We start from the raw sequence: 26,248 nt of genomic DNA, 5'->3' as shown, positions 1-26,248 counted from the left end.
ATATGTATAAAACTGATATCTCTATAGATTTTGACAAAATAAATAAGAAAATAGAAAATTTAGAACTCACTATATCAGAAGGTAGAGTTAAAAAGATAATAGGACTTACTGTAGAAGTTGAAGGAATAAAAACTTTTGTTGGCGAGTTATGTGTTATATATAATCAAGTCAATAAGCCAGTGAATTGTGAGGTAGTAGGATTTAAAGATAAAGAAGTAATATTAATGGCATTAGGAGAGTTAACATTAATATCACCTGGTTGTAAAGTTATTTCTAAGGGGATACCTCTAAGTGTTATGTGTAGTGATAATTTACTGGGTAAAGTACTTGATGGTCTTGGAAATCCTATAGATAACTCAGAAGTTGTTTTAGGAGATAGATACAACTTGAATAATGAACCTCCTGACCCAATGAAGAGAAAAAAGATACGAAATATAATGGAAACAGGTGTAAGAGCAATAGACGCATTTACTACTTGTGGTGAAGGACAGAGAATAGGAATATTTGCAGGAAGTGGAGTAGGTAAGAGTACAACGCTAGGTATGATTGCTAGAAATGCAAAAGCAGATGTAAATGTAATTGCCCTTGTTGGAGAAAGAGGAAGAGAAGTATTAGACTTTATTGATAAAGACTTAGGTGAAGAGGGAATGAAAAAATCTGTTGTTGTATGCGCAACATCAGATAAAGCACCATTAGTTAGACTTAAAGGTGCCCTTACAGCCACTGCAATAGCCGAATACTTTAGAGACCAAGGGAAAAAGGTAATACTTATGATGGATTCTGTGACTAGATTTGCTATGGCGCAAAGAGAAGTTGGAATAGCTATAGGAGAGCCACCAGCACAAAAAGGATACACACCATCTGTATTTGCAATTTTACCAAAACTCATGGAGAGAACAGGGACATCAGATAAAGGCTCTATAACCGCTTTTTATACAGTATTAGTTGATGGAGATGATTTTAATGAGCCAATAGCAGATACTACAAGAGGAATACTTGATGGTCATATAGTTCTATCTAGAGATTTAGCTAACAAGAATCATTATCCTTCTATAGATGTTTTAAATAGTTTAAGTAGACTTATGAATGAAATTGCTTCAAAAGAAGATATAAAAGTAGCATCTTTTGCAAGAGATATGCTCTCTGAATATAGGGAGGCAGAAGATTTGATAAATATAGGTGCATATGCTTCAGGGACCAATAAAAAAATAGATGAAGCAATCTATTATCATGAGCATATTATCAATTTTTTAAAACAAGGGATAAATGAAAAGAGTTCTTTTAACGAAACTATAAGTAGTTTGAAAAGAATATTTGAATAAATAATTAAAAAAATATTTGAATAGGTTGTGATAGAGTTGGATAAGAACTTTAAGTTTAGATTACAGAAGGTTTTAGACTTAAAAATGAAAGATGAAGAGAAGATAAAAATGGAATTTGCTAAGATTCAACAAAAAAAAATAGATATAGAAAATAATTTAGAAAACCTGGAAAGTAATTATAACAAGTATTCAATAAGTAAAAATAATGATAGTATTCAAAATCAAAAAATAACTATTAACTATTTGTTAGCTTTAAATAACTCTATAAAAGATTTATCAGAGGAATTGGACAAGTCAACAAATGAACTTGAAAAGGCTAGAAAACAACTCATAGATAAGCAGATAGAAAGAAAATCATTAGAAAAACTAAAAGAAAAAAAATATGGTCAATATTATAAAGAAGAAAATTTAAAAGAACAAAAAACTAATGATGAGTTTGCAAGCATGAGTTATTTGAGAAAAAGACAAGTTCTATAAGAAGAGTAGGAAGTGAGGATATTATTGTATGAAGATACAAGCAGATTCTTATAATGTTATTAAAGATATTGGGAATAAAAAGAGTTCATCTAAGAATAAAGATGTGAAAAATAATAAATTTGAGGATAATCTATATAAGGCAACAGATAATGGACAAGTTAAAGACAAAAAAGAAACAAGTAATCAAAATATCAGCTCAAATAAATCAGAAGATAGTGATAATGAGTGTCATTCAGATGTAGATAAAAGTAATCACTTAGAGGATGAAAGTACATATGAAAAAGATTGTAGTAAGAATAATGAGATTTTACAACAATTATTGACTCTTTTAAAAAATAATAATGAAAAAGATAAAGATATAAATTCTATATTGAATGGTATGGAAAAACTAAACATATCGGATGAATTGAAACAAGGGCTTAAACTTAATAAAAATATATTGAATAATATTGTAAAGCAAAATGCAGAGTTAAATAAGGCTGACATGAATAACTATAATGATATGCAAAATTTAGACATGATGAAGTTAAGAGAGTTTTTAGATAATAATGTTAATGAAAACTTTGAAGTAATTAGTAAAACTACAGAGGATGATAATAAAAGCATAGATTTATACAACTTTGATAGTAATAGAATGGATAACCTTAATTCAAATAAGAAAAGAGATGATAACTCTGATATTTTGGAAAAACTAGCAGGTATTAATGGAAATAAAAGTGGAAACTTTGGTCAAGTAATAAATAAAAGCATGGATATAAACAAAGTTAAAAATGATAATGTTGACTTAAAACATATAGAATCAAATGTTATGGATGATTCTATCAAAGCTATTAAACATATGAAAACAAATGACATCCAAGAATTAACAATTAGATTAAGGCCAAAAGAATTGGGAGATATGAACATACAATTATTGAAAGATAACGAAAGTATGAAAGCTGTTGTGACTGTTTTTAATAAAGACGTATTTGACTCTATAAATAAAAATATAACAGATTTAAAGCAACATCTTGAACTTACGAATGTAAATATAAAAGATGTATCTGTGCAAATGCATAGTGATAATAGAAGTACATCAGATACTTTTGATAAAGCATTTGAACAACAGAATAGACAAAATAACCAAGAAAATATGAATAAGCAAAATACAAATAATAAGCGTAACAATATGGTCATAGAAGATGAAATTAAAGAAAATATTGATGATGATAGAGTAGATTTATTAGCTTAATAAGGGGGAAATACTGTATGTATGGAGTGGCAACAGCTTTAGCAGGGGTTCAACGAAACTATAGGTCAAATAACTTGAGCCAACTTGAAAGAAATATTAATGATATTGCTAATAAACAAGTTCGAAGTAAAGGAAATCAGACAGTAACAGATAATGGAACTCCAATTATAGGACAGGGTGATGATGCTGATAAAGACTTGTTTATGAAAATACTTGTAGCACAAATGGGTAATCAAGACCCAATGAATCCACAAGACCCAACAGAGTATGTATCACAATTAGCTCAGTTTGCAACTTTAGAAAAGATGTCAGCTATGAACGACAAGCTAGATATACTCTTAGCTTTAAGTAACTCTACTCTAATAAACTCTGCTTTGAGTATGGCAACGTCATTAATTGGTAAAGAAGTAGAAGTATCCGGAGAAGAGAAGGAAGATGAAAACATTGTAGGTGTAGTAAAGTCTACATATATAAAAGATGGAGAGGTACACTTAGAACTGAAAGTAGATGGTAGTGATAAAACTGTAGATGTTAAATATGAAAAATTACTTAAAATAGGAGAAGTAGATACAACTTCAGGAGAAGAAAATAACCCACCAGAGCAAGAATCTCCTGAACAAGAATAATATTAAATTAGAAAAGAGGTAAATTCATGATAAAAGCGATGTATTCAGGTGTAAGTGGAATGAAAGCAAATCAAACTAAACTAGATGTAATAGGTAACAATGTAGCAAATGCTGGGACTACTGCTTTTAAGAAAAGTTCAGCTAGAATAACAGATTCATTTTATCAAACTGTACTATATGCAAGTGCTCCAACAGCTGCATTAGGGGGAACAAACTTAGGACAAGTAGGTGTAGGTAGTAAGATATCAAGTATAAATAAAGATATGACACAAGGAAATGTACAGCCAACTAATAGACCATCAGATTTAATGATAGATGGAGATGGGTATCTTCCAGTAGTAAGGCAAGGTACAGTTATGTATACAAGAGATGGTTCTTTTAACTTAGATACAGGATTTAAAGCAACAGCTGGACCTCTGAACGGTGTCAAAGGTGGAAGACTTGTAAATGGAGATGGGTATATGTTACAAGGTGAGGTTTATAAGGGTACATATAATGCTACTACTGGTGAATTTACTAAAAATGCTACTGCAGAAGGAAAAGAACCCATTGTAATTCCTCTTCAAAGTATAAGTCCTAAAGATGGTACAGTACAAAATGTACTGGAGTACAATATATCAAAAGATGGAACAGTAGAATTTTTATTGAGTGATGGTCAAAGAACTCAGTTTGTGTATGATATTCCTGACAATTCTGAAGTAGGAAAAGTACCAAATCCTGCAATAGCAACTAATGATGGAAAACTTCAAAAAGTACAAACATATGTATTCCAAAATCCAGCAGGATTAGATGCAGAAGGAGGAAACTTATACAAGCCATCAGCAAACTCAGGAGACCCACAAATAGCAGGAGCTACAGGAACAATAATACAAGGAGCAATAGAAGCTTCCAATGTAGACATAGCAGAAGAATTTACAGAAATGATAATAGCAAGTAGGTCTTTCCAAGCAAACAGTAAAATAATATCTACATCAGATGAGATACTTCAAGAAATAATAAGTCTTAAGAGATAGTAGGTACATAGCATGATAAGAGTAACAGACTTAAACGGAAGAAGCTACATATTAAACTCAGACCTTATAGTAAGAATTGACTCCGTTCCAGAAAGTAGAATATTACTTACAACAGGAGAAAAGAATCTTGTAAAAGAGTCTGTAGATGAGATAGTAGATAAAGTGATAAAGTATAAAAGGAAAATAAATGTAGGTTATATTAGGAGCGAAAAGTAATGAAAAAAACAGATTCACTGACATTCATTGGACTAATATTATCTACAGTATTAGTTTTATTTGGAGCAGTAAAAGGAAGTAGTTCAGGATTAAAAAGTTTCTTTGATTTTTCATCAATATTAATAACAGTATTTGGGTCATTTGGAGCGTTGATGATTACATTTACTATTGATGACATGAAACTTATAAAAAATGCATTACAATACTCATTTAAAACAACGAGTATATCAAGATTAGACTTATTGAATCAATTTAAAGCACTTTCAAAAAAAGCAAGAAGAGAAGGTCTTTTGTCAATAGAAAGTGATGTAATGAAAATACAAGACCCATTTATGAAAAAAGGATTAGAGTTATGTATTGATGGCCTGGAAGTCAATGAAATAAGGTCTATATTAGAATTAGAGATAGATTCTGTTGAAGATACAAATAACAGATATTCAAAGATATTTAAAACTTGGGGAACATTTGCACCTGCATTTGGAATGTTGGGGACTCTAATCGGTCTTATACAAATGCTATCTGACCTTACGTCACCAGATTTGATTGCTTCTGGTATGGGAAAGGCGTTAATTACAACATTTTATGGTTCTCTACTTGCAAATATTGCTTTAAATCCAATTGCATATAACATAGATGAAAAAACGGAAAAAGAAGTTTACATAAAAGAGATGATGCTGGAAGGTATAATAAGCATACAATCTGGTGAAAGCAGTATAGTAGTTGAGGAACGTTTAGCGACGTACCTTTCAAAAACTGAAAAATTACAGTTTATGAAATCCAATAAAAATACAGAAAGAGCAATGAGTAATGGCGCGTAGAAAAAATAAAAAAAAAGATGAGATAAATCCAGATGCATGGTTGGCCACTTATGCAGACACAATAACTCTAATTCTTACATTTTTTGTACTTCTATATGCAACATCAGTTGTAGATATTGAAAAATTTAAAAATATATCAAATGCATTAAAAGGTCAGTTTTCTGGAGTAAGTATGTTTAACACAGGTTCAAGTACAAGTGCGAAGTCTCCAATAGATAGTGGTTTAGTGGATAAAAATGATAAGTCAGATTTAGAACAAGATTTAAAAGATAAGGTTAATAATTCTAACCTGCAAAATAGTGTAACAGTTAAGGATGATAGTAGAGGGATTTTATTAGAGTTAGATGACTCAATCTTATTTGACTCTGGGAGTTCGGAGTTAAAAGTTGATAGTAAAGCTACTCTAAATAAAGTATATGACATGATAAAAATGATGAAAAATAAGATAGTTATAGAAGGTCATACTGATAATGTACCTGTAAAATCAAGTACACATGAGTCCAATTGGGATTTATCTTCTAGTAGAGCAGTAAGTGTTGTAAGATACTTTGTAGAAGAAAAGGGCATGGGCCCTAAATTGTTTTCAGCAACAGGATGTGGAGAGTATCAACCTTTAGTTTCAAATGATACAGCAAAGGGAAGAGCTGAAAATAGAAGAGTTAATATACTTATAACTATCGACTAGGAGGAAGAGTTTTGTTCAAAAATAAAAAAATTATTCTAATTATTTTGATACTGATTGTTTTCTCAGCAGGAGCAGGGTTTTTTATATTAGGTAAAGGTGGAAGTGGACAAATTGATAAGATTATAGGTTTGTTTATTCCAACAGGAAAAGCTAAAGATGAAATAAAGACAGAAAATCTTGATTTAGAAGAAATGGTATTGAAGCTAGCTGATGAAGGTGTAAGATATTTAAAGGTGTCAATAACTGTATCTTATGATGCTTCATATAAAGATATAGAAAAAAATACACCTTTAATTAGAGATAATATTATAAATTGCCTTATGGCAAAAAGAGCAGATGATTTTGCTGCTGAAAACCTAAATAATATAAAAGATGAAATAAAAAATACTTTAAATACAAATTTAGGTGGAAATGTAATACAAAGCATATATTTCACAAATATAGTAGTACAATAAAAGGATGGTAAGACATGATACTTTATTTATTAAAGATATTAATATGTATTCCAATAATTTTAATATTGATAGTCTTATCTTTAAAAATTAGCCAGGGAACTTTATTAAAAAAATACAATGACAAATATGTAAAAATACTAGACATTGTAAGTATAAATAAAAACAATAGCATAATAATTTTAAAAGTAGGTGAAGAAGGATGTATTATTGCATCTTCTTCAGCTAGTATGAATAAGATAAAAGATTTGACCAAAGAAGAAATATCAAAAATAGAAGATGACATTAAAGAGAGAAATTTTAAAATCCAAGATTTTAAAATGGAAAAAATCAAAGCAAAATATGATTTCAGTAGATATATTGGAAAATTTACAAAAAAGGAAGATAAGTAAATGGAACTATTATCAAAATTACCTTTGGCTGACGTACCATATACAAGTTCAATGCAATTGTTTTTATTTCTAACGGCATTAATGTTTTTGCCATTTGTAATGTTCATGATGACAAGCTTTGTTAGAATAGTCATAAGTTTATCATTTTTGAAATCAGCATTAGGAGCACAACAAGCAATTCCAAGTCAAGTTTTGGTAGGGCTTGCGATAGTATTGACAATATTTATAATGAGGCCAGTATTAAATGAAATAAACGAAAAGGCATTACAACCATATATGAAAGAAGATATTACTATGGAAAAAGCCATGAAAGAAGCAGAAGTACCTATTAAAGAGTTTTTACTAAAGCAAACTAGACAAACTGACTTAGATTTATTTGTAGAACAAGCAGGGTTAAAAGAAAAAAAATTAACTCGTGAAAATATACCCTTATCTGTTGTAGTTCCAGCTTTTGCAATAAGTGAACTAAAAACTGCTTTTCAAATAGGCTTTTTAATATACATACCATTTTTGATAATAGACCTTGTTGTAGCAAGTGTTTTAATGTCTATGGGAATGTTTATGTTACCTCCAGTTATGATATCATTACCATTTAAGTTGTTATTATTTGTAATGGTGGATGGATGGAACTTGATAGTAAAAACATTGATATTGGGATTTGGATAGGAGAAAAATAATATGAGCGAATTTATGATAATGAGTATTCTTAAAAATGGTATGTTTACAGGAGCTATGATTGCAGCTCCAGTACTTATTGTTTCTCTTGTAGTTGGACTTTTAATAAGTGTATTTCAAGCTACAACTCAAATCCAAGAGCAAACTTTGACATTTGTACCAAAACTAATAGCAATTCTTTTGGTAGTAGCTATTGGTGGAAGCTGGATGTTACATACTCTTATTAGTTTTACTTCTGAGATATTCAATATGATGTCTCTTATAACTAAGTAAGTAGGATACATATGATTTTTGTATTTATTAGAATAGTAGCCTTCTTTGGAACATTGAGAATGCTATTTCCAGCTGGTACGCCTGCTTTATTTAAGTCACTCTTTGCAATCATTATATCAATATTGATTTCAAGTACTATGCAAATTGAATATGTAACAAATATAGACAATATTGTAATGTTTACTTTATATGGTATAAATGAGACTATAACAGGGATTATTCTTGGATATATAACGAATCTATGTTTTTACAGTATCAGAATGGCAGGTTCTATGATGGACCAACAGATGGGATTATCAATGATTAATATGTTTGACCCAAACTCAATGACTCAAACAACTCTAATTGATAATCTTATGAACTGGACAGCAATTATGATATTTTTTAGCATGGATGGTCACCATATTTTAATTCGAGGTATAAGGTATAGTTTTGAGTTAATTCCAATAGGAAAATCATTTGTAGATAATAATATAGATTATATAATAAACATATTTGTGCAGTGCTTTATAACTGGGTTTAAAATAGCAATACCTATTGTACTTTGTCTGCTTATGGCAGATTTTATATTAGGTCTTATATCAAGAAGTGTACCTCAACTAAACGTAATGATAGTTGGTATGCCATTAAAAATATTGGTTGGTATAGCATTATTTATCATATCAATACCTTTAATTGTCAACCAAATAAGTCATTTATTGAGTCAAATACCAAAGATGTATGAGGGAACTTTTGCACTAGCCCCTATGTTTTTTATGGGTTCAACAGACAAAACAGAAGACGCTACTCCAAAGAAAAGGGGAGAACAAAGAAAAAAAGGTAATATAGCAAAAAGTAGAGAATTACCTGTTGCAATGACCTTATTTGCATTCACTTTGTTAGTCCCTACATTATTTTCATATGTAGTGGACACACTTAAATCTTCACTCAATCATTTTTTAAGCGTGAATTTTTATATGAACATAAATTATTCAAACCTAGAAAACTTAATTATAGTAGGATTAATGGATTTTTTCAAGATATTTTTGCCAATAGCTATTCCATTTTTGGTCTTAGGTGTAGTAGCTAACCTATTTCAAGTGGGAATATTATTTACTGGGGAAACTTTGAAACCAAATTTATCAAAATTAAATCCAATTAGTGGATTCAAAAACATGTTTTCTATGAGAAGTTTATCAACTTTAATAAAGGATACAGCAATTATATCTGTCTTAGCTTACATAGGATATAAATTTTTTCAAGATAATTATTTAGATATCTTAAAACTAGGTAATATATACTTACCAACTTTAATGTATACAGTTAAAGACTTAGTATATTCCATATTAAGTAAAATTTGTATAGCTATGATAGTTATAGCAGTTGCAGATTATTTTTATCAAAGGTATAGTCATAAAAAACAACTGAGAATGACAAAACAAGAAGTTAAAGATGAATATAAAAACTCAGAAGGAGACCCAGAAATAAAAGCTAAGATAAAACAAAAACAAAGACAAATCTCATCTCAAAGGACTATGCAAGCAGTACCAAGCGCTACTGTAATAGTAACCAATCCAACTCACTTGTCTATAGCAGTGAGATATGAAAAAGGGAAGGACCAAGCTCCAGTAGTAGTGGCAAAAGGTGCAGACTATTTAGCTTTTAAAATAAGGGAAATCGCAAAGGGAAATGACATCCCAATAATAGAAAATAAACCCATCGCTAGGTTGTTATATAAGCAAGTAGAAATAGACCAAGAAATTCCAGAGGACATGTATCAAGCTTTTGCAGAGATATTAGTGGCAGTATATAAAATAAAAAATAGATACAAAGTCCCAAAAAGGTAGGATAAGTAATGAATAAGTTTAATCTAAAAGAACATATGGACGTAATAGTGGCTTTTGGTGTTGTAGGAATTGTTCTTATGATGATAGTGCCATTACCTACATTTATATTAGATATTTTACTGGCAATTAACATAAGTTTATCTGTGCTAATTTTATTAATGACATTATTTACAACAAATGTACTTGATTTATCTATATTTCCAACAGTGTTACTTGTTACAACACTATTTAGATTGGGATTAAATCTTTCATCAACTAGATTGATTTTAACTCAAGGATACGCAGGTGAAGTTATAGAGGCATTTGGAAGTTTTGTTGTAGGTGGAAATTACGTAGTAGGGATAATTATATTCCTAATTATATTAATTGTTCAATTTGTCGTTATAACTAATGGTTCTGGAAGAGTATCTGAAGTAACAGCTAGATTTACGTTAGATGCCATGCCAGGGAAGCAGATGAGTATAGATGCAGATTTAAATGCAGGAGTTATAGATGACAAAACTGCTAGAAAAAGAAGAAAAGAACTCCAACAAGAAGCTGATTTTTATGGTTCTATGGATGGTGCAAATAAGTTTGTAAAAGGAGATGCTATAGCAGGTCTTATAGTAACAGCAATAAATATAATAGGAGGAATTGTAATAGGAGCTGTAATGCTAAACATGACTCTTATGGGTGCAGCTCAGACTTATGTAAGACTTACTATAGGTGATGGACTTGTAAGCCAGATACCAGCTCTACTAATATCCACATCAGCTGGTATAATCGTAACAAGAGCTTCGACTGATGAAAACTTTGGTGACTTAGTAGGTAAGCAATTAACAGCAATACCAAAAGCAGTAATGATGACTGGTTGTGTTTTAATTATACTTGGTATGATGCCTGGATTACCCAAGCCAGCGTTTTTTTCACTGGGAATAGGTGCAATAGCAGCAGGTTACTTCTTAGGAAGAGAAAAGAAGGATACCTTAGAAGATTTAGATTTTGAAAAACCTGATATGGTAAATCCAGACAAAAACGAAGTAGAAGATGTAACAAACTTAATAAATGTAGAAGCTATAGAAGTAGAAATTGGATATGGCTTAATATCTTTAGCTGATGAATCAGCAGGAGGAGATTTACTTCAGAGAATAGCATCAATAAGAAGACAATGTGCCATAGACATGGGTATAGTTGTACAACCTATAAGAATAAGAGATAATTTACAACTAAATCCAAACCAATATAACATAAAGATAAAAGGTAATGTAGTTGGTGGATATGAGATAATGCCTAATATGGTTTTATGTATGGACCCTATGAATCAAGGTTTTAATATATTTGGAATAAAGACAATTGAGCCTACTTTTGGAATAGAGGCACTTTGGATAGAAAGTGATAAGGTAGAAGATGCAGAGTTAAAAGGTTATACAGTTGTAGATTCATCCACAATACTTATAACCCATTTACTAGATATAATAAAATCCAATGCACATGAGTTACTGGGAAGACAAGAAGTTAAGACTATTATAGATGCAGCAAGAGAAAATTATAGTGCTGTAGTTGATGAGTTGATACCAGACTTAATGACACTTGGTGAAGTTCAAAAAGTACTTAAAAATCTGTTGAGAGAAAAAGTAAATATAAAGGATAGGGTTACAATCCTTGAAACACTTGCAGACCAGTCCAGAAACACAAAAGACATAGAGCTTCTTACTGAATATGTGAGAATAGCTTTAGCTAGAAGTATTTGTACGAATTTGGTGGATGAAGATAAGTCAATTGTAGTGGCTACATTATCTCCAGAAACCGAGGAATTGGTATCTAATAATTTACAAAGGTCTGTAAATGGAACTTATCCAGCTGTTGACCCAGAAAACACAAACAAAATATTTGAGAGTATACAAGATGTAATAGGTAATGTATATTTCAATCATAATATACCAGTAATAGTAGTATCACCAAAGATAAGAGCACCATTTAGAAAACTAGTTGAGATTGTATATCCTAATTTGACTGTACTATCATTAAATGAAATACCTAATGATGTTAAAATCAAAGCAGAAGGTGTGGTGAGCATATATGATGACGAAAAAGTATACAGCTAATACAATTCAGGATGCTATGAATCTAGCCAAAATGGAATTGGGTGACAATATTACATTAATAGATAAAAAAGAAGTAAGAAAATCTGGAATACGAGGTATTTTTTCAAAGAGAGATATCGAATTAACTGTCGGATGGGAAAAGAGAGATAATGTAGAACAAAATGACTTGAAACGAGAGGTAGAACAATTAAAGTCAATTATAAGTAATATGGGGTTTGATAATAAGAATGACAATGATATAGATAAAATATGTAAGAACCTACTAAATCTAGAGTTGAATGAAGAAATTGTAGAGTCCATAAGAACTGACTTACAAGAGATGAAGTTCAATGGAATTGATACAAGTAAAAATTTAGTGGAAAGTCTAAAGAAAAAGATTAAAATAGAAAATCCAACGATAAATGGGAAAATCGCTCTAGTTGGACCACCAGGAGTAGGAAAGACAACTACAATAGCAAAGTTAGCCGCAAAATTAGTATTTGAGGAAAATAAAAAAGTAGGTGTAATAACTATAGATACCTATAGAATTGGCGCTGTGGAGCAGTTAAAGATATATACTGACATAATGAATATTCCTTTTAAAGGAGTAATAAGCCCCGATGAGATGGAGTTGGCGCTTGATGAGATGAAAGATTGTGATGTTGTATTAATAGATACTACAGGTAGAGGATATAAAAATTCTATGCAAATATTAGAAATCAAAAATCTCATAGATAAAGCTGAAACTGATAATATACACTTAGTTTTGAATTGCACAACAAGAGAAAATGATACAAAAGCAATTATAGATTCATATAGAAATGTGAACTTTAAAAGCTTAATAATTACAAAGCTGGATGAAACAATCACATATGGTTCCATCTTTAACATAGTGAATTATGCACAAAAACCAATATCGTATATTACAATAGGGCAAAGTGTTCCTGATGACATTATAAAACCTAATGAAGATAAGATTATAAGATTACTATTAGGAGTTGAAAGTATATGATTGACCAAGCTCAAATCTTGAGAAAGATGGCAATAGAAAAAAGAGGACTTGATGAATTTATAGTGGAGAATGGGAATGCACCTAAGATAATTACAATAGCTTCTGGGAAAGGTGGTGTTGGAAAGAGTAATCTCGCTACAAATTTGTCTATCTGTTTGACTAGGCTTAATAAAAAAGTTCTTATATTAGATGCAGATATAGGAATGTCAAATATAGATATAATAATGGGTGTAAATGTAAAAGGTACGATAATTGATGTAATTAATGGAGAAAAAAATATAGAAGATATAATTTCACGTACTAAATATGGTGTGAATATAATTTCTGGAGGTTCTGCACTTAATCATATAGAAGATTTTACAGAAGCTCAAAGAAATAAGTTTATACATAGTATAGAACAGATTCATGATGTCGATTTTATAATAATTGACACAGGCGCTGGTATGAGTAAAAGTCTATTGTCATTTATATATTGTAGTACTGAATTTTTCTTAATAACAACTCCAGAACCAACATCATTAACTGATGCATATAGCTTACTAAAGGCCATAAGTAATTTTGGGATAAAGAGAAGTGCAAACATAATAATCAACAGGGTAATAAATTTAGAAGAAGCAAAATCTACATACAACAGAATAAAGATGGTTGTAGACAAATTTTTAAATCTTAATTTAGAGTTATATGGATATATAATAGATGATAAAAAAGTAGGAATATGTGTAAAAAAGCAGATACCATTTATTCTGGAATATCCTACAAGTAGCGCTTCAAAGTGTATTATATCTATAGCAAAGAGAATGGTAAGTCAGTCAAGAGAAGATATTGATGAGAATAAGGGTCTACTAAGAAAAATGTTTAGTATATTTAAAAGCTAAGGAGGCGTAGTTAATGAATAGAGAAGAATTAATAAAAGAGAATATGCCTCTTGTAAAGAGTATAGCAAGAAAATTTTTTATACCTGGGAAAGGCTTTGAATATCAAGATTTAGTAAATAGTGGAGTTATTGGATTGATTGATGCAATAAATAAGTTTGATGTTGAAAAAGGAGCAAAATTTTCTAGTTACTCTTATATAAAAATAAAATCAGCTATATTAGATGAAATTAGAAATCAAAGTCCAATCTCTAAGCATAATTTAACTAAAGTAAATAAATATAATAGAGTAGTAGAAAAATTGCAGGCTGAGTTATTAAGAGAGCCAACTTCATATGAAATTGCGAATGAATTAAATATTTCAGAAAAGGAACTTTATGATATCGAAAATAATATAGATATGCTAAATATTGTATCATTAAACCATGTAATCTTTGAAGATACAAATGAAACTGTACAAGATACAATAAGTGACAGAGATGAAGATATTCCAGCAAATGTAATAGAGGAAGAAGAAAAACTAGAAATTTTATCTCAAGCAATTTGTAATTTAAAGGAAAAGGAAAAATTAATACTTTCACTGTACTATTATGAAGATTTAAATCTAAAGGAAATAGGAAAAGTGCTAGGTGTTTCAGAATCAAGAGTTTCACAACTCCACAGAAAATCAATAAGAAACTTGAGAAGCAAAATAAAAGAACTTAAATATTCTATATAGATGGTGATTGATGTGATGATACAAATTATATTAATAGTAGTGTCTATTTTGATAATAGTAACTATAATAGCAAATTTACATAAGGAATCGAAAAACAAAGATAACAGGTACTTTGACAAAATATTTGAACAGGAATATGAGGCAAATGATAGATTGATAGTTGCAGAAAAAAGAAGATTCTTTTTAGATAAAGTACTTGCTGAAATAAGAAGTAATAATCATATAAAAGTTTATGAAAATTATAACTTAATAAAAACTAATGAAGAAAAAAAAGACAGTATCTTTATAGAATCAAGACAGGAAATAAAACAAGAAAATGAGCTATCTCTTAAAGTGAAACATCTTATAAATTCTGGTTATGATGATGTGGAAATATGCAAGATGCTAGATATTGGAAAGGGTGAGCTGTCATTAATAAAGAGTTGTTACAAAATATAAGAATATTATTATTTGATAAAAAAGTACTTTTAGGAATAGGGATTGGTATATTAATATCGACTTTATGTATAATGCTTTTTAGTAATAATGATATGAGCAAAGCAGAGATAGAAAAAAAGGCCAGAGCATTAGGGATGAAATATTCAAGTGAGATGAAAGTTTTAGAATAAATAATCCTGTTAAACAATTTACGAAAAAGGAGGTCATAATGTGATAAGAGGATTATATACATCAGTTTCGGCTATGATAACAAATCAGCAAAAGCAAAATGTTGTTGTCAATAACCTAGCCAATATGGACACTAATGGATATAAAAGTAAACAGCTTTTAACCAAGAGTTTTGATTTATTGAAATTAGAAGCTTACAATAACTACGCAAATGGAACTAAACAAAAGCAAGAGATAGGTGAAATAAGCCCAGGTATTTCTATGGATGAAACTATTACAAATTTTAACCAAGGTCCTATAAAGCAGACTGATAATAAAATGGATGTAGCTATTCAAGGTAAGGGGTTCTTTTTGGTTAGTGATGCAGCTGGGAATCAGTTTTATACTAGAAATGGTAATTTTAGGACAGATAATCAAGGAGAGCTTATAACTAGTGAAGGATACTATGTTCTTGGAACAAATACTGTAACTGGTGCTGTGGGTCATATAAATGTAGGAAATAAGAAATTTGAAGTAGCAAAGGATAATACAATATCACTGGACGGAAATGCTATGTACAAATTTAATATGGTAGATTTTAATGACTATAATAAGCTAAAAAAAGAAGGCGATAACCTGTATTCTGGAGAAGGAGCTATAAAAGCAAATAACGCATATACAATACAAAATGCCATAGAGTCGTCTAATGTTGATATGGTATCTGAAATCAATAATATGATGACAATTTCAAGAGAATATGAAGCAAATCAAAAGATAATTCAAGCTATGGATTCTAAATTAGCAAAAATAGCAAGCGAGATTGGTTCAGTAAGATAGATAATAGGAGGTGAATTTTTATGTACACAATGTTTTATACTAGTAAAACAGCTTTATCAGCAAATCAAAGTAAACTAGATATAATATCTAATAATATAGCAAATACTGATTCTACAGGATATAAAAAGCTAAATATGGAATATTCTGATTTAGTAGATGAAGTACTAAATAGACCATCTTACCCGACAAATGGTAAAGATATATCAACTGGAACTGGTTCTAAGGCCTCAGCTCCTATGAGAAATTATGAACAAGGAGCATTAGCTCCAACAAATAGTAAAAGTGATTTGGCAATAGATGGAGAAGGATTCTTTAGAGTCATAAGAAATGATGGGACATATGTATATACAAGAAATGGTGGATTTAATGTAGATGCTTTAGGTAAGATTGTAGATGATAATGGAAATATACTAGATGTCCAATTTGATGCAGGTTATAACTACAATAATACAAATATAACTGATACAAACTTAACCGTTTCAAGAAATGGAGATTTATTTGTAGATAATAAAAAAATAGGAACGATAAATTTGTATGAGCCTACAGGAACTCAAAATTTTATATCTGAAGGAGATAGCCTATTTGTTGCAACTGATGCAGGAGAAGTCAAACAAGTTGGAAAAGTTGATATAGTTCAAGGCTACAGAGAAAGGTCAAATGTTTCTTTACAAGAAGAATTTGTTGATTTAATAGCTACTCAAAGAGCATTTCAAATGAATTCAAAAGGAATAAAGACAGCTGATGAAATGTGGCAAATAGCTAATAATTTAAGAGCTAAATAATTATGTAAGGTGAGGAATATTCATGTATGATATGAAAGATTATGATTTCGGCAAACCTCAGAGTTATTCAAGAGAAAATTTAACTTGCTTAAATTTTTTATTAGCTGAATTCTGTAAAAAATATAAAAACTATATAGTTTATGAACTTAAGTGTAATTCTAGTATGGTGGTTGAGAATATAGACCAAGTAAATTATCAAACTTTTTTAGATAAAGTGACATCTTCATGTTTAGTAGTACAAAATTCGATGGAACCTATTATGAAAAACTTTTCTTTTAGAATAGATAGAAGTGTAGCTGATATGTGGATTGATATAACATCTGGAGGAAATGGAGTTACAATAGATACTAACAGAGAACTTACAGAACTTGATAAGAAATTACTTTTACATCTTATGGAGGATTTAGTAAGAAATATGCATTTATTTGAAGGTTTTGAAAACATACAAGTGTTAGATACACATACACATATTAATTTACCACAATTGTGTTCACCAACTGCACCTGTATGTGTTGTAGATTTAAAAGTGCTAAATGATAATAAGCATATTGGTAATGTTTCACTTTGTTTCCCATACAATGCTTTAGAGGCCGTTTTGGAAAATATTTCTGTAGTAGAATTTTTAGATATGGATGCAGGGGATAATTCAGAGGAATTCACTAAGAAAATCTATGATAGTGTATCTAATATAGAATTATCAGTTATTGCAGAGATAGGTAAAGTATCAATTAATGTTGAGGATTTACTTAAACTAGAAGTTGGAGATGTAATAGTAACAAATAAAAAGATAAATGATTATATAGATGTATATGTAGAAAATTCAAAATCATACACAGCAACACCAGGATTTATATCAAGTAAAAAGGGTGTGAAAATAAATGATGCTGTCAAAAAAGAGGTGTAGTTATGGATAATAGTAATCTTATTTCTGATGAAGAAGCAAAAATGTTACTGAATGATAAAATTGAAAAAGAAATTAGTGGAGATGATGAATTAGCTTTAGAAATTTCTGAAACTAATAGAAATAATATAGATAGAATACTTGACCTTAAGTTAGAGTTATCTGTAGTTATAGGAAGAACTAAGATGAGTTTGAGAGATATTTTAAATCTAAATAAAGGTTCACTTATTGAACTTGATACTTTAGCAGACCAAGATGTAGAAATACTAATAGACAATAAAGTACTGGCTTATGGAAAAGTGGTAGTGGTAGACTTAAACTTTGGTGTAAAAGTAACAAGTATAGTAAGTGAAGAGGACATGGTAAAATCTCTTGTTTAGAAACAAAATCAATTAATACTTATGGCATGAGGTGGTATTTATTTTAAACTTAAATGATGTAAAGAAAGATATATTAAAACTCAATAAAAAAGACTCATGTGTTCTATATAATGAATCTATCGATAATATAAATAATAATTGTATATCAAGTGGATTAAACTTTTTAAAAGAAGCAAGAGATTTAAGCCCAAATGATGTAGATATTTTAAATCTTATAGGTCTTGTAAACCTACTAAAATGTAATTTTGATGAGGCTGTAGAAAGTTTCTATAAGAGTTCCCTTTGCGAAAAAACTGCTCTGTGTGAAAAGTATATAAATATGCTTACATCTGAGGAGTTTTTAATTTTCTTTGAAAAATATAATCAGCTTATAAGATTCATAAATAAAGGAATGTACAAAGAAGCTATACAAGGTTTTAAATTTATAACTGAGCAATATAGTGACTTAATAGAGCCTTATGAGTTACTTGCTTTGATTTATGATAAAGAAGAAGATTACATAAAATTTGATGAATGTTTAGAAGTTTTAAAAAGAATTGATAAAGAAAATCATTTATTAAAGCAAGAGAATAATATATTAGATACATATAATAAAAAAATTAAAAGTAATGCAGATGTAGATATTTATGAAAGTGAATTTTCACATAAAAATATTAAACGCTCTAAATTTGATGGAACTAAAGATGTTGTTAAGAAAGATAATATAACTGAAAAGCAGAAAAATTTAACTTCTAATGAGAAAAAAAGTATTAAAAAAAATAAATATCTACATTTAGCAATAATATTAGGTATATTATTAATAGGACAAAATATATATAGCTCTTATAAGATGAATAATTTAAAAAATCAGATGTCTGAAAACACTAGTGTTAAAAATGAAGAAAAACTAAATTCTAGCTTAAATGATAAAGAAAATAAGGATAAGACTTCTAATGCAAATAATAATGATAGAAGTGATGACAAAGAAGATGTAAATTCTGAAAAAAATACTGTAGACAATGAAAGTGATAAAAATACTGATTTATTTACAGAAGATGAATTGATGTCTAAAGCGAATAATTTAAAGAAGGAAAAGAAAACCAAGTCCTCTATACAATTATATAAAAAGGTAGTAGATACTGGTGAAAATAAAGGCAATACATCAGAGGCAACTTATCAAGTAGCTATTCTTAGTGAAAAATTAAAAGACTATAATACTGCTGAAGAATATTATAAAATGTATGTAGAAAATTACTCAGAAGAAGATGCCTATTTTGATGAATCGTATTATAATTTAGGTATGATGTATTATAATAAAGGTGATTTAAAAAACTCTAAATTGACATTAAAAAAACTAGTTAATAAGGTTCCTAATAGTATGTATAATAACTCAAAGGTAAAGGAAATTTTAAAAGAGGAATAAAAAAATAACTAAGAAAAATAAATTATTTTATTTTAAAATAATTTATTTATAATATATTGACATACTATTTTAAAAAATTTAAAATAGTAATTATAAAATGAGGAGGGATAAAAATGGAGTTTGAAAAAGGAAGTATTTCAATTCATACAGAAAATATTTTTCCTATAATTAAAAAATGGTTATATTCTGATAAGGACATATTTATAAGGGAGCTTATCAGTAATGCATGTGATGCAGTAAGTAAACACAAAAGACTTATATCATTAGGAGAAATATCAGAAAATAATCCATCAGATTATAAAATTACTGTATCTGTAAATAAAGGTGAGGGTACACTTAAATTTATTGATAATGGAATAGGTATGACTGAGGAAGAAATAAAAAAATACATAAACCAAGTTGCCTTTTCAGGTGCAGAAGATTTCTTTAATAAATATAAGGATAAAATGGAAGAGTCAAATGACATAATAGGTCATTTTGGGTTAGGATTTTATTCTGCATTTATGGTGTCTAAAAAAGTACAAATAGATACACTTTCATATATGGAAGGAGCAACTCCTGTAAGATGGATATCTGAAGGTGGTACAGAATATGAAATATCTGAATCAGATAGTAGACATGACAGAGGAACTACGATAACACTATTTATTGATGATGATAGTAAGGAATTTTTAGATGAATTTACTGTAAGAGGAATAATAAACAAATACTGTTCTTTCCTACCAGTAGAGATATATTTAGAAGATGTTGAAAGGTTAGAAAGAGAAGCTAAGGAAGCTGAAGAAAAAGCTAAAAAGCAAAAAGAAGATGGAAAAGAAGAAGAAGTTATAGATGCAAAGGTAATTGAACCATTAAATGATACTAATCCTTTATGGCTTAAATCTCCAAAGGATTGTACTGATGATGAGTATAAAGAGTTTTATAGAAAAGTATTCAATGTATTTGATGAACCTTTGTTTTGGATACATCTAAATGTTGATTATCCTTTCAATTTAAAGGGTATACTTTATTTCCCTAAATTAAAAAATGAATTTGAATTGACAGAAGGAAAAGTAAAATTATATAACAATCAGGTCTTTGTAGCTGACAACATAAAAGAAGTTATACCAGAGTTTTTACTTTTATTAAAAGGTGTAATAGATTGCCCAGATTTACCACTAAATGTATCAAGAAGCTTCTTACAAAATGATAGAGATGTAAGTAAAATTTCTAAACATATAATTAAAAAAGTAGCAGATAAGTTAAAATCTCTTTGTAAAAATCAAAGGGAAGAATACAACAAGTTCTGGGATGATATACAAATATTCATTAAATATGGTTGTTTAAAAGATGAGAGCTTCTATGAAAAAGTGAAAGAATGTATATTATTTAAAACTATTGATGATGAGTATATAACACTTCAAGATTATTTAGAAAAATGTAAAGAAAAACATGAAAATAAAGTATTCTATGTAAGTGATAAAGAGCAACAATCACAATATATAAAATTATTTAAGGAATATGACCTAAATGCTGTGGTATTAAATTCATCAATAGATACTCATTTTATTTCATTTATGGAATACAAAGAAAATGGTGTTAAATTCAACAGAATAGATGCAGACCTTTCTGATGTATTAAAAGACAAAAATGAAAATAAAGATAGTGAAGAAAATAAAGAAGAGGTAGCTAAGATAGAAGGGTTATTTAAAGAAGCTGTCGGAGAAAGAGTGAAAAATTATTCTGTAGAGGGATTAAAAAACGAAGAAACTCCAGCTATGATTTTAGTATCTGAACAATCTATTAGAATGGCAGAAATGCAGTCAAGATTTGCTGGAATGGATTTAGGAATGAGCTTTGAGGAAGAAAAAACTCTTGTAATAAATGAAAACAGCCCAATTATCAAAAAATTAGTTTCTCTTAAAGATGATGAAGAAAAGAAAGATAAAGTAGCACTTATATGTAATCAAATAGCTGATTTAGCTTTACTTTCTAATAAAGAATTAAAGCCAGGAGAATTAGATTCATTTGTACAAAGAAGTAATAAACTTATGAATATGTTAATAGAGTTATAGACTTAAAATATAGGAAAATAAAGTTTAAAAAATTTGTATGATACAAAAATGAAAAGAGTTGTCTTAAGATGATTGAAATTATCTTTAGATAACTCTTTTTTATTTTTATAATTTTTAGTTAAGTTTTAATCATTTAATGGTACTTCAGCAAGAAATATATTTGATTAAATAGAGTTAACTTGATATGAAATAAAATAATACATATAATTAAGTAAAAGATTATTTTATAAATTATGTTTCAATACATAATTATACTTTTATTAAAAAATAAAGTTATTACTAAAGTAGAAAAATAGGAGGTTTTAGCATGAATTTTAATTATAGTTTGCCAGTAAATATTTTATTTGGAAGAGGAAGAATTAATGATGTAGGAATAGAAGTATCTAAATATGGTAAAAAAGTATTAATTGTAACTGGGAAAAACAGTACAAAGAAAACAGGGTTACTTGATAAGACAATAGATTTGCTAAAAGGTGCTAAAGTAGAATATGAAGTTTTTGATAGAGTAGAGCAAAATCCTCTTATAACTACTATATATGCAGGCGTAGAAGCTATAAAAGAAACTGGTTGTGATTGTGTTTTAGGTCTTGGTGGTGGAAGTATAATGGATGCAGCTAAAAGTATAGCTTTTTCTTATAAAAATCCAGGTGATTTAAATGATTACATATTTGGAATTAAACAAGGTGAAGAGGCTCTACCCATAGTTTTAGTTCCAACAACATCAGGCACAGGTAGTGAAGGGAATTGTTTTGCAGTGCTTACAAATTCAGATACTAAAGATAAAAAATCTATAAAAAAGAATAGCATGTATGCAAAAGCTTCAATAATTGACCCAGAGCTTATGGTAACAATGCCAAAACATATAATTGCATCAGTGGGATTTGATGCACTTGCTCACAACATAGAAGCATATCTTTCTAATGGAAGAAATCCTCTTGCAGATGTACAGGCTATCTATGGGATTGAACTTATATCAGAAAGCTTAGTAAATGTATACAATAATTCTGATGATTTAGAAGCTTGGGAGAAAATAACACTTGCAAGCACTATTGGTGGGATGACAATTGGTACATCTGGAACAACTCTTCAACATGGAATGGAGCATCCTGTAAGTGGTCTTAGAGATGTAATGCATGGAAAAGGTCTTGCAGCTTTAACACCAACTATTGTAGAAAGTTCATGGGATAGTGATATTGAAAGGTTTGGAAATATATCAAAACTATTGGGTGGAACTTGTGCAGAAGATTGTTCAGGTGCAGTTAAAAATTTCCTTAAAAAGATAGATTTAGATATAAAGCTAAGTGACTTAGGTATTGTAAAATCAGATATTGATTGGTTAACTGATAACTGTATGAAAATATCTGCTGCAAATATTAAGAGACATCCAAAGACTTTTAATAAGGAACAAATAAGAGAAATATACTATAAATCTTTGTAAATTAAATTTATAAATTAAATTTTAGATAAAAATTGGTTGTGTTAGTTGTTATAAGTAAATAAACTTGTAATTAGTTAATGCAAAAAAATAAATTTATCTCAAATGTTTATTTTACTTTCTGATAAATAAAGAAACTTAAAAAGGGGAAGATTAACTAAGTAATATTTTATAAAAATCTTCATTTTAAAAACTTTAAGTAGAGGTGAAATAAATGTTTAATCCTAAAAGAATAATATTTGAAAAGGGTAGCTTAGATACTGATATTGGGAAAAACATATATGATAAATTTAAGGATAAAAAAGATGTAGAAATAATTAAGATATCATCAAATAGGGTTAAGGAACATATCCCAGGAGAAAATCTATATGAACAATATAGAAATGGAAAACAAACAATGGTAGTTGGCACTAGGAAAAGCTTAAAATTTCAAACATGTAAACCTTCTGCTAATTATCAACTACCACTTGTCAGTGGATGTATGGGAAGATGTGAATATTGTTATTTAAACACACAACTAGGTGATAAACCCTTTATAAGGGTGTTTGTAAATATAGATGAGATACTTGAACAAACAAAGAAGTATATTGAAGATAGAAAACCACAGGTAACCATATTTGAAGGAGCAGCTACATCAGACCCTGTTCCAGTAGAGCCATATACTAATTCATTGAAAAAGACAATAGAGTTTTTTGGAAAAGAAGAAAAGGGAAGATTTAGATTTGTTACTAAATACAGTGATGTAGATAGCTTGTTGGATGCTGAGCATAATAACCATACAGAGATAAGATTTAGCATAAATACACCTAGAATTATAGATGGACATGAGCATTATACAGCTTCTGCAAAGAAAAGAATAGAATCAGCTGTAAAGCTTGCAAAAGTTGGATATCAGATTGGATTTATAATAGCTCCTGTGTTTTTATATGAAGGTTGGGAAGAGGAGTATAGAAGTCTGATTAGAAGTATAAAAGAAGCTCTTCCAAAAGATTTTGATAGAAAAATTATATTTGAAGTTATATCTCATAGATATACAACTAAAGCTAAAAATAGAATATTAGAAATTTATCCAGACACATTATTGCCAATGGAAAATGATGATAGAAAGTTTAAATATGGTCAATTTGGATATGGAAAATATGTATATACTAAAGAGCAGTTGGATGATATGAAGGAATTTTTTAGTAAAGAAATAAATACAGTGTTTAAAAACAATTTAATAAAATATATAATATAGCAAATCTTCAAATAAGATTTGCTATATTTTATTTTTACTGCAATACTTTATGTTTACAATAAAATATTGTAATTGTCATATAGCCTATTATTAATATTACAATATTTAACATAGAGTAGAGAACTAATAACCACTTATGATATTACTTAGAAGTGGGAGAATACTTGTCTAAAGACAAGTTAAATAAGTTTAAATAATCTTGTTGGTAAGTATTGTAAAGATTAAAAAAGGCACTGTATATCAAGAAGAATTTTTATGATTTTGATAATATAAATATAGAAGCTTAAGATAACTATAAGGAGGAATTATAATATGCATGCATGGGAATCCATTCAAACTACACTAGACTTGATAGAAGAAAGGTTATCAGAAGAAATATCTATTGATGATTTAGCAAATGCAGCTAATTTATCACCATTTTATTATCAACGATTATTTAAAAGGTTAGTTAATAAGACCGTAATGGAATATATAAAGCTTCGTCGCCTTGCAAAAGCTTCAGAATACTTAGCAGAAAATAAAAATCGTATACTTGATGTAGCTTTAAATTTTGGATTTGATAGCCATGAGACATTTACACGTGCTTTTAAAAAAGCATATGGATTAACTCCAGAGGAATATAGAGCAAATCCAGTAAAACTTAATCAATTTGTTAAGCCAGAATTAATTTTAAATTATGTTATGGTTGATGAAGGTGTGCCACTGATTGCCGATGATATAGTAATTGAAGTAACTCGCAGAAGATTGAGTAACTCAAGGACTTTTATTGGAATAGAAAAAGAAATACCTATTTGCCAGTTGATGGGTGGTGAGACAACTGGCATAGCGATAGCAAAGGAATTATGGATGAAACTTGGAAGTCAAAAACACAATATACCAAATAAAATCCCAGGTGGAAATGAATTTGCTGCTCTTTATATGGGAAGTGCAAAAGAAGGTAATTGTATGTATATGGCAGGTATAGAAGTGGAGCCAGGTACATTGGTGGAAGGATATAGTATTTTTGAGTTACCTGCTAAAGAATATTTAGTGTGTGGATTTGAAGCAGAAAATTTTAATGAGTTAGTTGATTCAGCTGTTTTTAAAGCGGATAAGTTTATGGAAAGATGGATGAAGAATCATAATTTAATAGCCACTGATTTTGCGATTGAAATGTATTATCCTACTACACCTGAAGTGGCATATATGGAACATTGGACTATTCCAGTGTCTATTGAACAATAGAAAGGGTGATGAATATGGATTGGCAAGATATGTTTTTTCAAGATAATAAACCAACCTTTGAACAAATCAAAGAATTTATTAATAGTCCATTGTGGGACAAGCTAAATAGTATATTAAGTTCAACATATAGTGTGGAACCAAAACTCGAGTATAGCAAATGTTCAATGCAAAGAGGTTGGAATGTAAAATACAAAAAAAGAGGAAAGTCATTATGTACCTTATATCCTCAAGAAGGTTCCTTCAAAGCTTTAGTCATTGTAAATGAAAGTAATAGAGTTGAGGTTGACTTATTTATTAATACTTGTTGTGATTATATAAAGCAATTGTATAATGAGATAAAATTCTTTAATGGAAGTAAGTGGTTAATGATTCAAATAGATAGTATGTCAGCATTAAATGACACACTTGAGCTTATTAAATTTAGAGTTTAATATATAAAACAGGGTGACTTATATACTCATCCTGTTTTTATATATTAACTTTTAAAAAATATTTAAAATATAATATGGTAGATACACCATTTCAAATTCTTAATTATTTTTCTAAGCAATATAGTTTTAATTTTATCATCTATTAATTGTAATATTGAAATTATTTAGTTTTTTATAAAATTATAATTTAAACTAAAAATTTTTGTAAACATACTATAAATGGCTCAATCAATATAAAAGTAATTTAGAACTTGAAAACATTAAATTAGCAGCTTTGATAACTAAGATATATGAAGAAAAGAATGGTTT

The 26,248-nt window shown here is 29.0% G+C and carries 29 protein-coding genes; all 29 read left to right on the top strand.

Going from position 1 to position 26,248, the window contains the following annotated elements; translation table 11 throughout:
- Positions 1 to 2 precede the first annotated feature (2 nt).
- The 29 genes from fliI to IC218_RS15295 all read left to right on the top strand — a co-directional run bounded on the left by fliI (position 3) and on the right by IC218_RS15295 (position 25,939).
- On the top strand, positions 3 to 1,322 hold the full coding sequence (fliI, locus tag IC218_RS15435) for a flagellar protein export ATPase FliI (RefSeq protein WP_227824825.1): 1,320 nt from the start codon (positions 3 to 5) through the stop codon (positions 1,320 to 1,322).
- Between the two features lie 27 nt (positions 1,323 to 1,349).
- A complete protein-coding gene (gene fliJ / locus IC218_RS15430) occupies positions 1,350 to 1,799 on the top strand; it encodes a flagellar export protein FliJ (RefSeq protein WP_227824824.1) in 450 nt (149 codons plus the stop codon).
- A gap of 28 nt (positions 1,800 to 1,827) precedes the next feature.
- A complete protein-coding gene (locus IC218_RS15425) occupies positions 1,828 to 3,030 on the top strand; it encodes a flagellar hook-length control protein FliK (protein WP_227824823.1) in 1,203 nt (400 codons plus the stop codon).
- A 17-nt stretch (positions 3,031 to 3,047) separates the two neighbouring features.
- Positions 3,048 to 3,656, top strand: coding sequence for a flagellar hook assembly protein FlgD (locus IC218_RS15420; RefSeq protein ID WP_227824822.1), 609 nt, complete (start codon positions 3,048 to 3,050; stop codon positions 3,654 to 3,656).
- 26 nt (positions 3,657 to 3,682) lie between these two features.
- Positions 3,683 to 4,669, top strand: a complete 987-nt coding sequence (locus tag IC218_RS15415; RefSeq protein ID WP_227483438.1) for a flagellar hook-basal body complex protein — start codon at positions 3,683 to 3,685, stop codon at positions 4,667 to 4,669.
- 12 nt (positions 4,670 to 4,681) lie between these two features.
- Complete coding sequence (locus IC218_RS15410) at positions 4,682 to 4,885, top strand: flagellar FlbD family protein (RefSeq protein ID WP_054268815.1); 204 nt, start codon at positions 4,682 to 4,684, stop codon at positions 4,883 to 4,885.
- On the top strand, positions 4,885 to 5,703 hold the full coding sequence (locus tag IC218_RS15405) for a motility protein A (RefSeq protein ID WP_227434677.1): 819 nt from the start codon (positions 4,885 to 4,887) through the stop codon (positions 5,701 to 5,703). Before IC218_RS15410 ends, IC218_RS15405 begins: the two co-directional genes overlap by 1 nt.
- Positions 5,693 to 6,388 (top strand): OmpA family protein, encoded by a 696-nt coding sequence (locus tag IC218_RS15400; RefSeq protein WP_227824821.1) that lies wholly within the window; start codon positions 5,693 to 5,695, stop codon positions 6,386 to 6,388. Before IC218_RS15405 ends, IC218_RS15400 begins: the two co-directional genes overlap by 11 nt.
- 11 nt (positions 6,389 to 6,399) lie before the next feature.
- Positions 6,400 to 6,843, top strand: coding sequence for a flagellar basal body-associated protein FliL (gene fliL, locus IC218_RS15395; protein ID WP_227434679.1), 444 nt, complete (start codon positions 6,400 to 6,402; stop codon positions 6,841 to 6,843).
- 14 nt (positions 6,844 to 6,857) lie between these two features.
- Complete coding sequence (locus IC218_RS15390; protein ID WP_227434680.1) at positions 6,858 to 7,232, top strand: flagellar biosynthetic protein FliO; 375 nt, start codon at positions 6,858 to 6,860, stop codon at positions 7,230 to 7,232.
- The gene (fliP, locus tag IC218_RS15385) at positions 7,233 to 7,898 is read left to right on the top strand and encodes a flagellar type III secretion system pore protein FliP (protein WP_227434681.1); all 666 of its coding nucleotides are present in this window, start codon (positions 7,233 to 7,235) and stop codon (positions 7,896 to 7,898) included.
- 12 nt (positions 7,899 to 7,910) lie between these two features.
- Positions 7,911 to 8,180 (top strand): flagellar biosynthesis protein FliQ, encoded by a 270-nt coding sequence (fliQ, locus tag IC218_RS15380; protein WP_227824820.1) that lies wholly within the window; start codon positions 7,911 to 7,913, stop codon positions 8,178 to 8,180.
- Between the two features lie 11 nt (positions 8,181 to 8,191).
- Positions 8,192 to 10,006 (top strand): fused FliR family export protein/FlhB family type III secretion system protein, encoded by a 1,815-nt coding sequence (locus IC218_RS15375; RefSeq protein WP_227434682.1) that lies wholly within the window; start codon positions 8,192 to 8,194, stop codon positions 10,004 to 10,006.
- 8 nt (positions 10,007 to 10,014) lie between these two features.
- Positions 10,015 to 12,090 (top strand): flagellar biosynthesis protein FlhA, encoded by a 2,076-nt coding sequence (gene flhA, locus IC218_RS15370; protein ID WP_227434683.1) that lies wholly within the window; start codon positions 10,015 to 10,017, stop codon positions 12,088 to 12,090.
- Positions 12,065 to 13,081 (top strand): flagellar biosynthesis protein FlhF, encoded by a 1,017-nt coding sequence (gene flhF, locus IC218_RS15365; RefSeq protein WP_227824819.1) that lies wholly within the window; start codon positions 12,065 to 12,067, stop codon positions 13,079 to 13,081. The genes flhA and flhF overlap by 26 nt, the downstream gene beginning before the upstream one ends.
- A complete protein-coding gene (locus tag IC218_RS15360) occupies positions 13,078 to 13,956 on the top strand; it encodes a MinD/ParA family protein (RefSeq protein ID WP_227483433.1) in 879 nt (292 codons plus the stop codon). Before flhF ends, IC218_RS15360 begins: the two co-directional genes overlap by 4 nt.
- Before the next feature lie 13 nt (positions 13,957 to 13,969).
- Positions 13,970 to 14,671 (top strand): sigma-70 family RNA polymerase sigma factor, encoded by a 702-nt coding sequence (locus IC218_RS15355; RefSeq protein ID WP_227434686.1) that lies wholly within the window; start codon positions 13,970 to 13,972, stop codon positions 14,669 to 14,671.
- A gap of 15 nt (positions 14,672 to 14,686) precedes the next feature.
- The gene (locus tag IC218_RS15350) at positions 14,687 to 15,109 is read left to right on the top strand and encodes a flagellar protein (protein WP_227824818.1); all 423 of its coding nucleotides are present in this window, start codon (positions 14,687 to 14,689) and stop codon (positions 15,107 to 15,109) included.
- Positions 15,094 to 15,279, top strand: a complete 186-nt coding sequence (locus IC218_RS15345) for a flagellar protein (RefSeq protein WP_227434688.1) — start codon at positions 15,094 to 15,096, stop codon at positions 15,277 to 15,279. Before IC218_RS15350 ends, IC218_RS15345 begins: the two co-directional genes overlap by 16 nt.
- Before the next feature lie 40 nt (positions 15,280 to 15,319).
- Positions 15,320 to 16,093 carry a flagellar hook-basal body complex protein gene (locus IC218_RS22265; protein WP_227824817.1) on the top strand — a complete coding sequence of 258 codons (774 nt, stop codon included), beginning with the start codon at positions 15,320 to 15,322 and terminating at the stop codon, positions 16,091 to 16,093.
- 20 nt (positions 16,094 to 16,113) lie between these two features.
- A complete protein-coding gene (locus IC218_RS15335) occupies positions 16,114 to 16,875 on the top strand; it encodes a flagellar hook-basal body complex protein (RefSeq protein ID WP_227824816.1) in 762 nt (253 codons plus the stop codon).
- 22 nt (positions 16,876 to 16,897) lie between these two features.
- Positions 16,898 to 17,779, top strand: a complete 882-nt coding sequence (locus IC218_RS15330; protein ID WP_227434691.1) for a FliM/FliN family flagellar motor switch protein — start codon at positions 16,898 to 16,900, stop codon at positions 17,777 to 17,779.
- 2 nt (positions 17,780 to 17,781) lie between these two features.
- Positions 17,782 to 18,156, top strand: a complete 375-nt coding sequence (locus tag IC218_RS15325) for a FliM/FliN family flagellar motor switch protein (protein WP_413926673.1) — start codon at positions 17,782 to 17,784, stop codon at positions 18,154 to 18,156.
- 31 nt (positions 18,157 to 18,187) lie between these two features.
- A complete protein-coding gene (locus IC218_RS22260) occupies positions 18,188 to 19,558 on the top strand; it encodes a tetratricopeptide repeat protein (protein ID WP_227824815.1) in 1,371 nt (456 codons plus the stop codon).
- Between the two features lie 113 nt (positions 19,559 to 19,671).
- The gene (gene htpG, locus IC218_RS15315) at positions 19,672 to 21,612 is read left to right on the top strand and encodes a molecular chaperone HtpG (RefSeq protein WP_227824814.1); all 1,941 of its coding nucleotides are present in this window, start codon (positions 19,672 to 19,674) and stop codon (positions 21,610 to 21,612) included.
- A 307-nt stretch (positions 21,613 to 21,919) separates the two neighbouring features.
- Positions 21,920 to 23,050 (top strand): iron-containing alcohol dehydrogenase, encoded by a 1,131-nt coding sequence (locus IC218_RS15310; RefSeq protein WP_227824813.1) that lies wholly within the window; start codon positions 21,920 to 21,922, stop codon positions 23,048 to 23,050.
- Between the two features lie 211 nt (positions 23,051 to 23,261).
- The gene (gene splB / locus IC218_RS15305; protein ID WP_227824812.1) at positions 23,262 to 24,284 is read left to right on the top strand and encodes a spore photoproduct lyase; all 1,023 of its coding nucleotides are present in this window, start codon (positions 23,262 to 23,264) and stop codon (positions 24,282 to 24,284) included.
- A 312-nt stretch (positions 24,285 to 24,596) separates the two neighbouring features.
- Positions 24,597 to 25,508, top strand: a complete 912-nt coding sequence (locus tag IC218_RS15300; RefSeq protein WP_227824811.1) for an AraC family transcriptional regulator — start codon at positions 24,597 to 24,599, stop codon at positions 25,506 to 25,508.
- 14 nt (positions 25,509 to 25,522) lie between these two features.
- Positions 25,523 to 25,939 (top strand): DUF3788 domain-containing protein, encoded by a 417-nt coding sequence (locus tag IC218_RS15295; RefSeq protein ID WP_227824810.1) that lies wholly within the window; start codon positions 25,523 to 25,525, stop codon positions 25,937 to 25,939.
- The last annotated feature ends 309 nt before the right edge of the window (positions 25,940 to 26,248 follow it).

The sequence above is a fragment of the Clostridioides sp. ES-S-0005-03 genome, from assembly GCF_020658455.1.
Lineage (GTDB): Bacteria > Bacillota > Clostridia > Peptostreptococcales > Peptostreptococcaceae > Clostridioides.
This window is presented reverse-complemented; position numbering and strand designations above follow the sequence as displayed.

Coding starts and splice junctions, on each gene's coding strand:
- IC218_RS15310 (WP_227824813.1), top strand. CDS start 21,920: ATGAATTTTAATTATAGTTTGCCAGTAAATATTTTATTTGGAAGAGGA.
- IC218_RS15375 (WP_227434682.1), top strand. CDS start 8,192: ATGATTTTTGTATTTATTAGAATAGTAGCCTTCTTTGGAACATTGAGA.
- fliI (WP_227824825.1), top strand. CDS start 3: ATGTATAAAACTGATATCTCTATAGATTTTGACAAAATAAATAAGAAA.
- IC218_RS15405 (WP_227434677.1), top strand. CDS start 4,885: ATGAAAAAAACAGATTCACTGACATTCATTGGACTAATATTATCTACA.
- flhF (WP_227824819.1), top strand. CDS start 12,065: ATGATGACGAAAAAGTATACAGCTAATACAATTCAGGATGCTATGAAT.
- IC218_RS15415 (WP_227483438.1), top strand. CDS start 3,683: ATGATAAAAGCGATGTATTCAGGTGTAAGTGGAATGAAAGCAAATCAA.
- IC218_RS15425 (WP_227824823.1), top strand. CDS start 1,828: ATGAAGATACAAGCAGATTCTTATAATGTTATTAAAGATATTGGGAAT.
- IC218_RS15335 (WP_227824816.1), top strand. CDS start 16,114: ATGTACACAATGTTTTATACTAGTAAAACAGCTTTATCAGCAAATCAA.
- IC218_RS15390 (WP_227434680.1), top strand. CDS start 6,858: ATGATACTTTATTTATTAAAGATATTAATATGTATTCCAATAATTTTA.
- IC218_RS15360 (WP_227483433.1), top strand. CDS start 13,078: ATGATTGACCAAGCTCAAATCTTGAGAAAGATGGCAATAGAAAAAAGA.
- splB (WP_227824812.1), top strand. CDS start 23,262: ATGTTTAATCCTAAAAGAATAATATTTGAAAAGGGTAGCTTAGATACT.
- IC218_RS15420 (WP_227824822.1), top strand. CDS start 3,048: ATGTATGGAGTGGCAACAGCTTTAGCAGGGGTTCAACGAAACTATAGG.
- IC218_RS15350 (WP_227824818.1), top strand. CDS start 14,687: ATGATACAAATTATATTAATAGTAGTGTCTATTTTGATAATAGTAACT.
- fliP (WP_227434681.1), top strand. CDS start 7,233: ATGGAACTATTATCAAAATTACCTTTGGCTGACGTACCATATACAAGT.
- IC218_RS15400 (WP_227824821.1), top strand. CDS start 5,693: ATGGCGCGTAGAAAAAATAAAAAAAAAGATGAGATAAATCCAGATGCA.
- IC218_RS15410 (WP_054268815.1), top strand. CDS start 4,682: ATGATAAGAGTAACAGACTTAAACGGAAGAAGCTACATATTAAACTCA.
- IC218_RS15330 (WP_227434691.1), top strand. CDS start 16,898: ATGTATGATATGAAAGATTATGATTTCGGCAAACCTCAGAGTTATTCA.
- IC218_RS15295 (WP_227824810.1), top strand. CDS start 25,523: ATGGATTGGCAAGATATGTTTTTTCAAGATAATAAACCAACCTTTGAA.
- fliQ (WP_227824820.1), top strand. CDS start 7,911: ATGAGCGAATTTATGATAATGAGTATTCTTAAAAATGGTATGTTTACA.
- htpG (WP_227824814.1), top strand. CDS start 19,672: ATGGAGTTTGAAAAAGGAAGTATTTCAATTCATACAGAAAATATTTTT.
- flhA (WP_227434683.1), top strand. CDS start 10,015: ATGAATAAGTTTAATCTAAAAGAACATATGGACGTAATAGTGGCTTTT.
- IC218_RS15325 (WP_413926673.1), top strand. CDS start 17,782: ATGGATAATAGTAATCTTATTTCTGATGAAGAAGCAAAAATGTTACTG.
- IC218_RS15355 (WP_227434686.1), top strand. CDS start 13,970: ATGAATAGAGAAGAATTAATAAAAGAGAATATGCCTCTTGTAAAGAGT.
- IC218_RS15300 (WP_227824811.1), top strand. CDS start 24,597: ATGCATGCATGGGAATCCATTCAAACTACACTAGACTTGATAGAAGAA.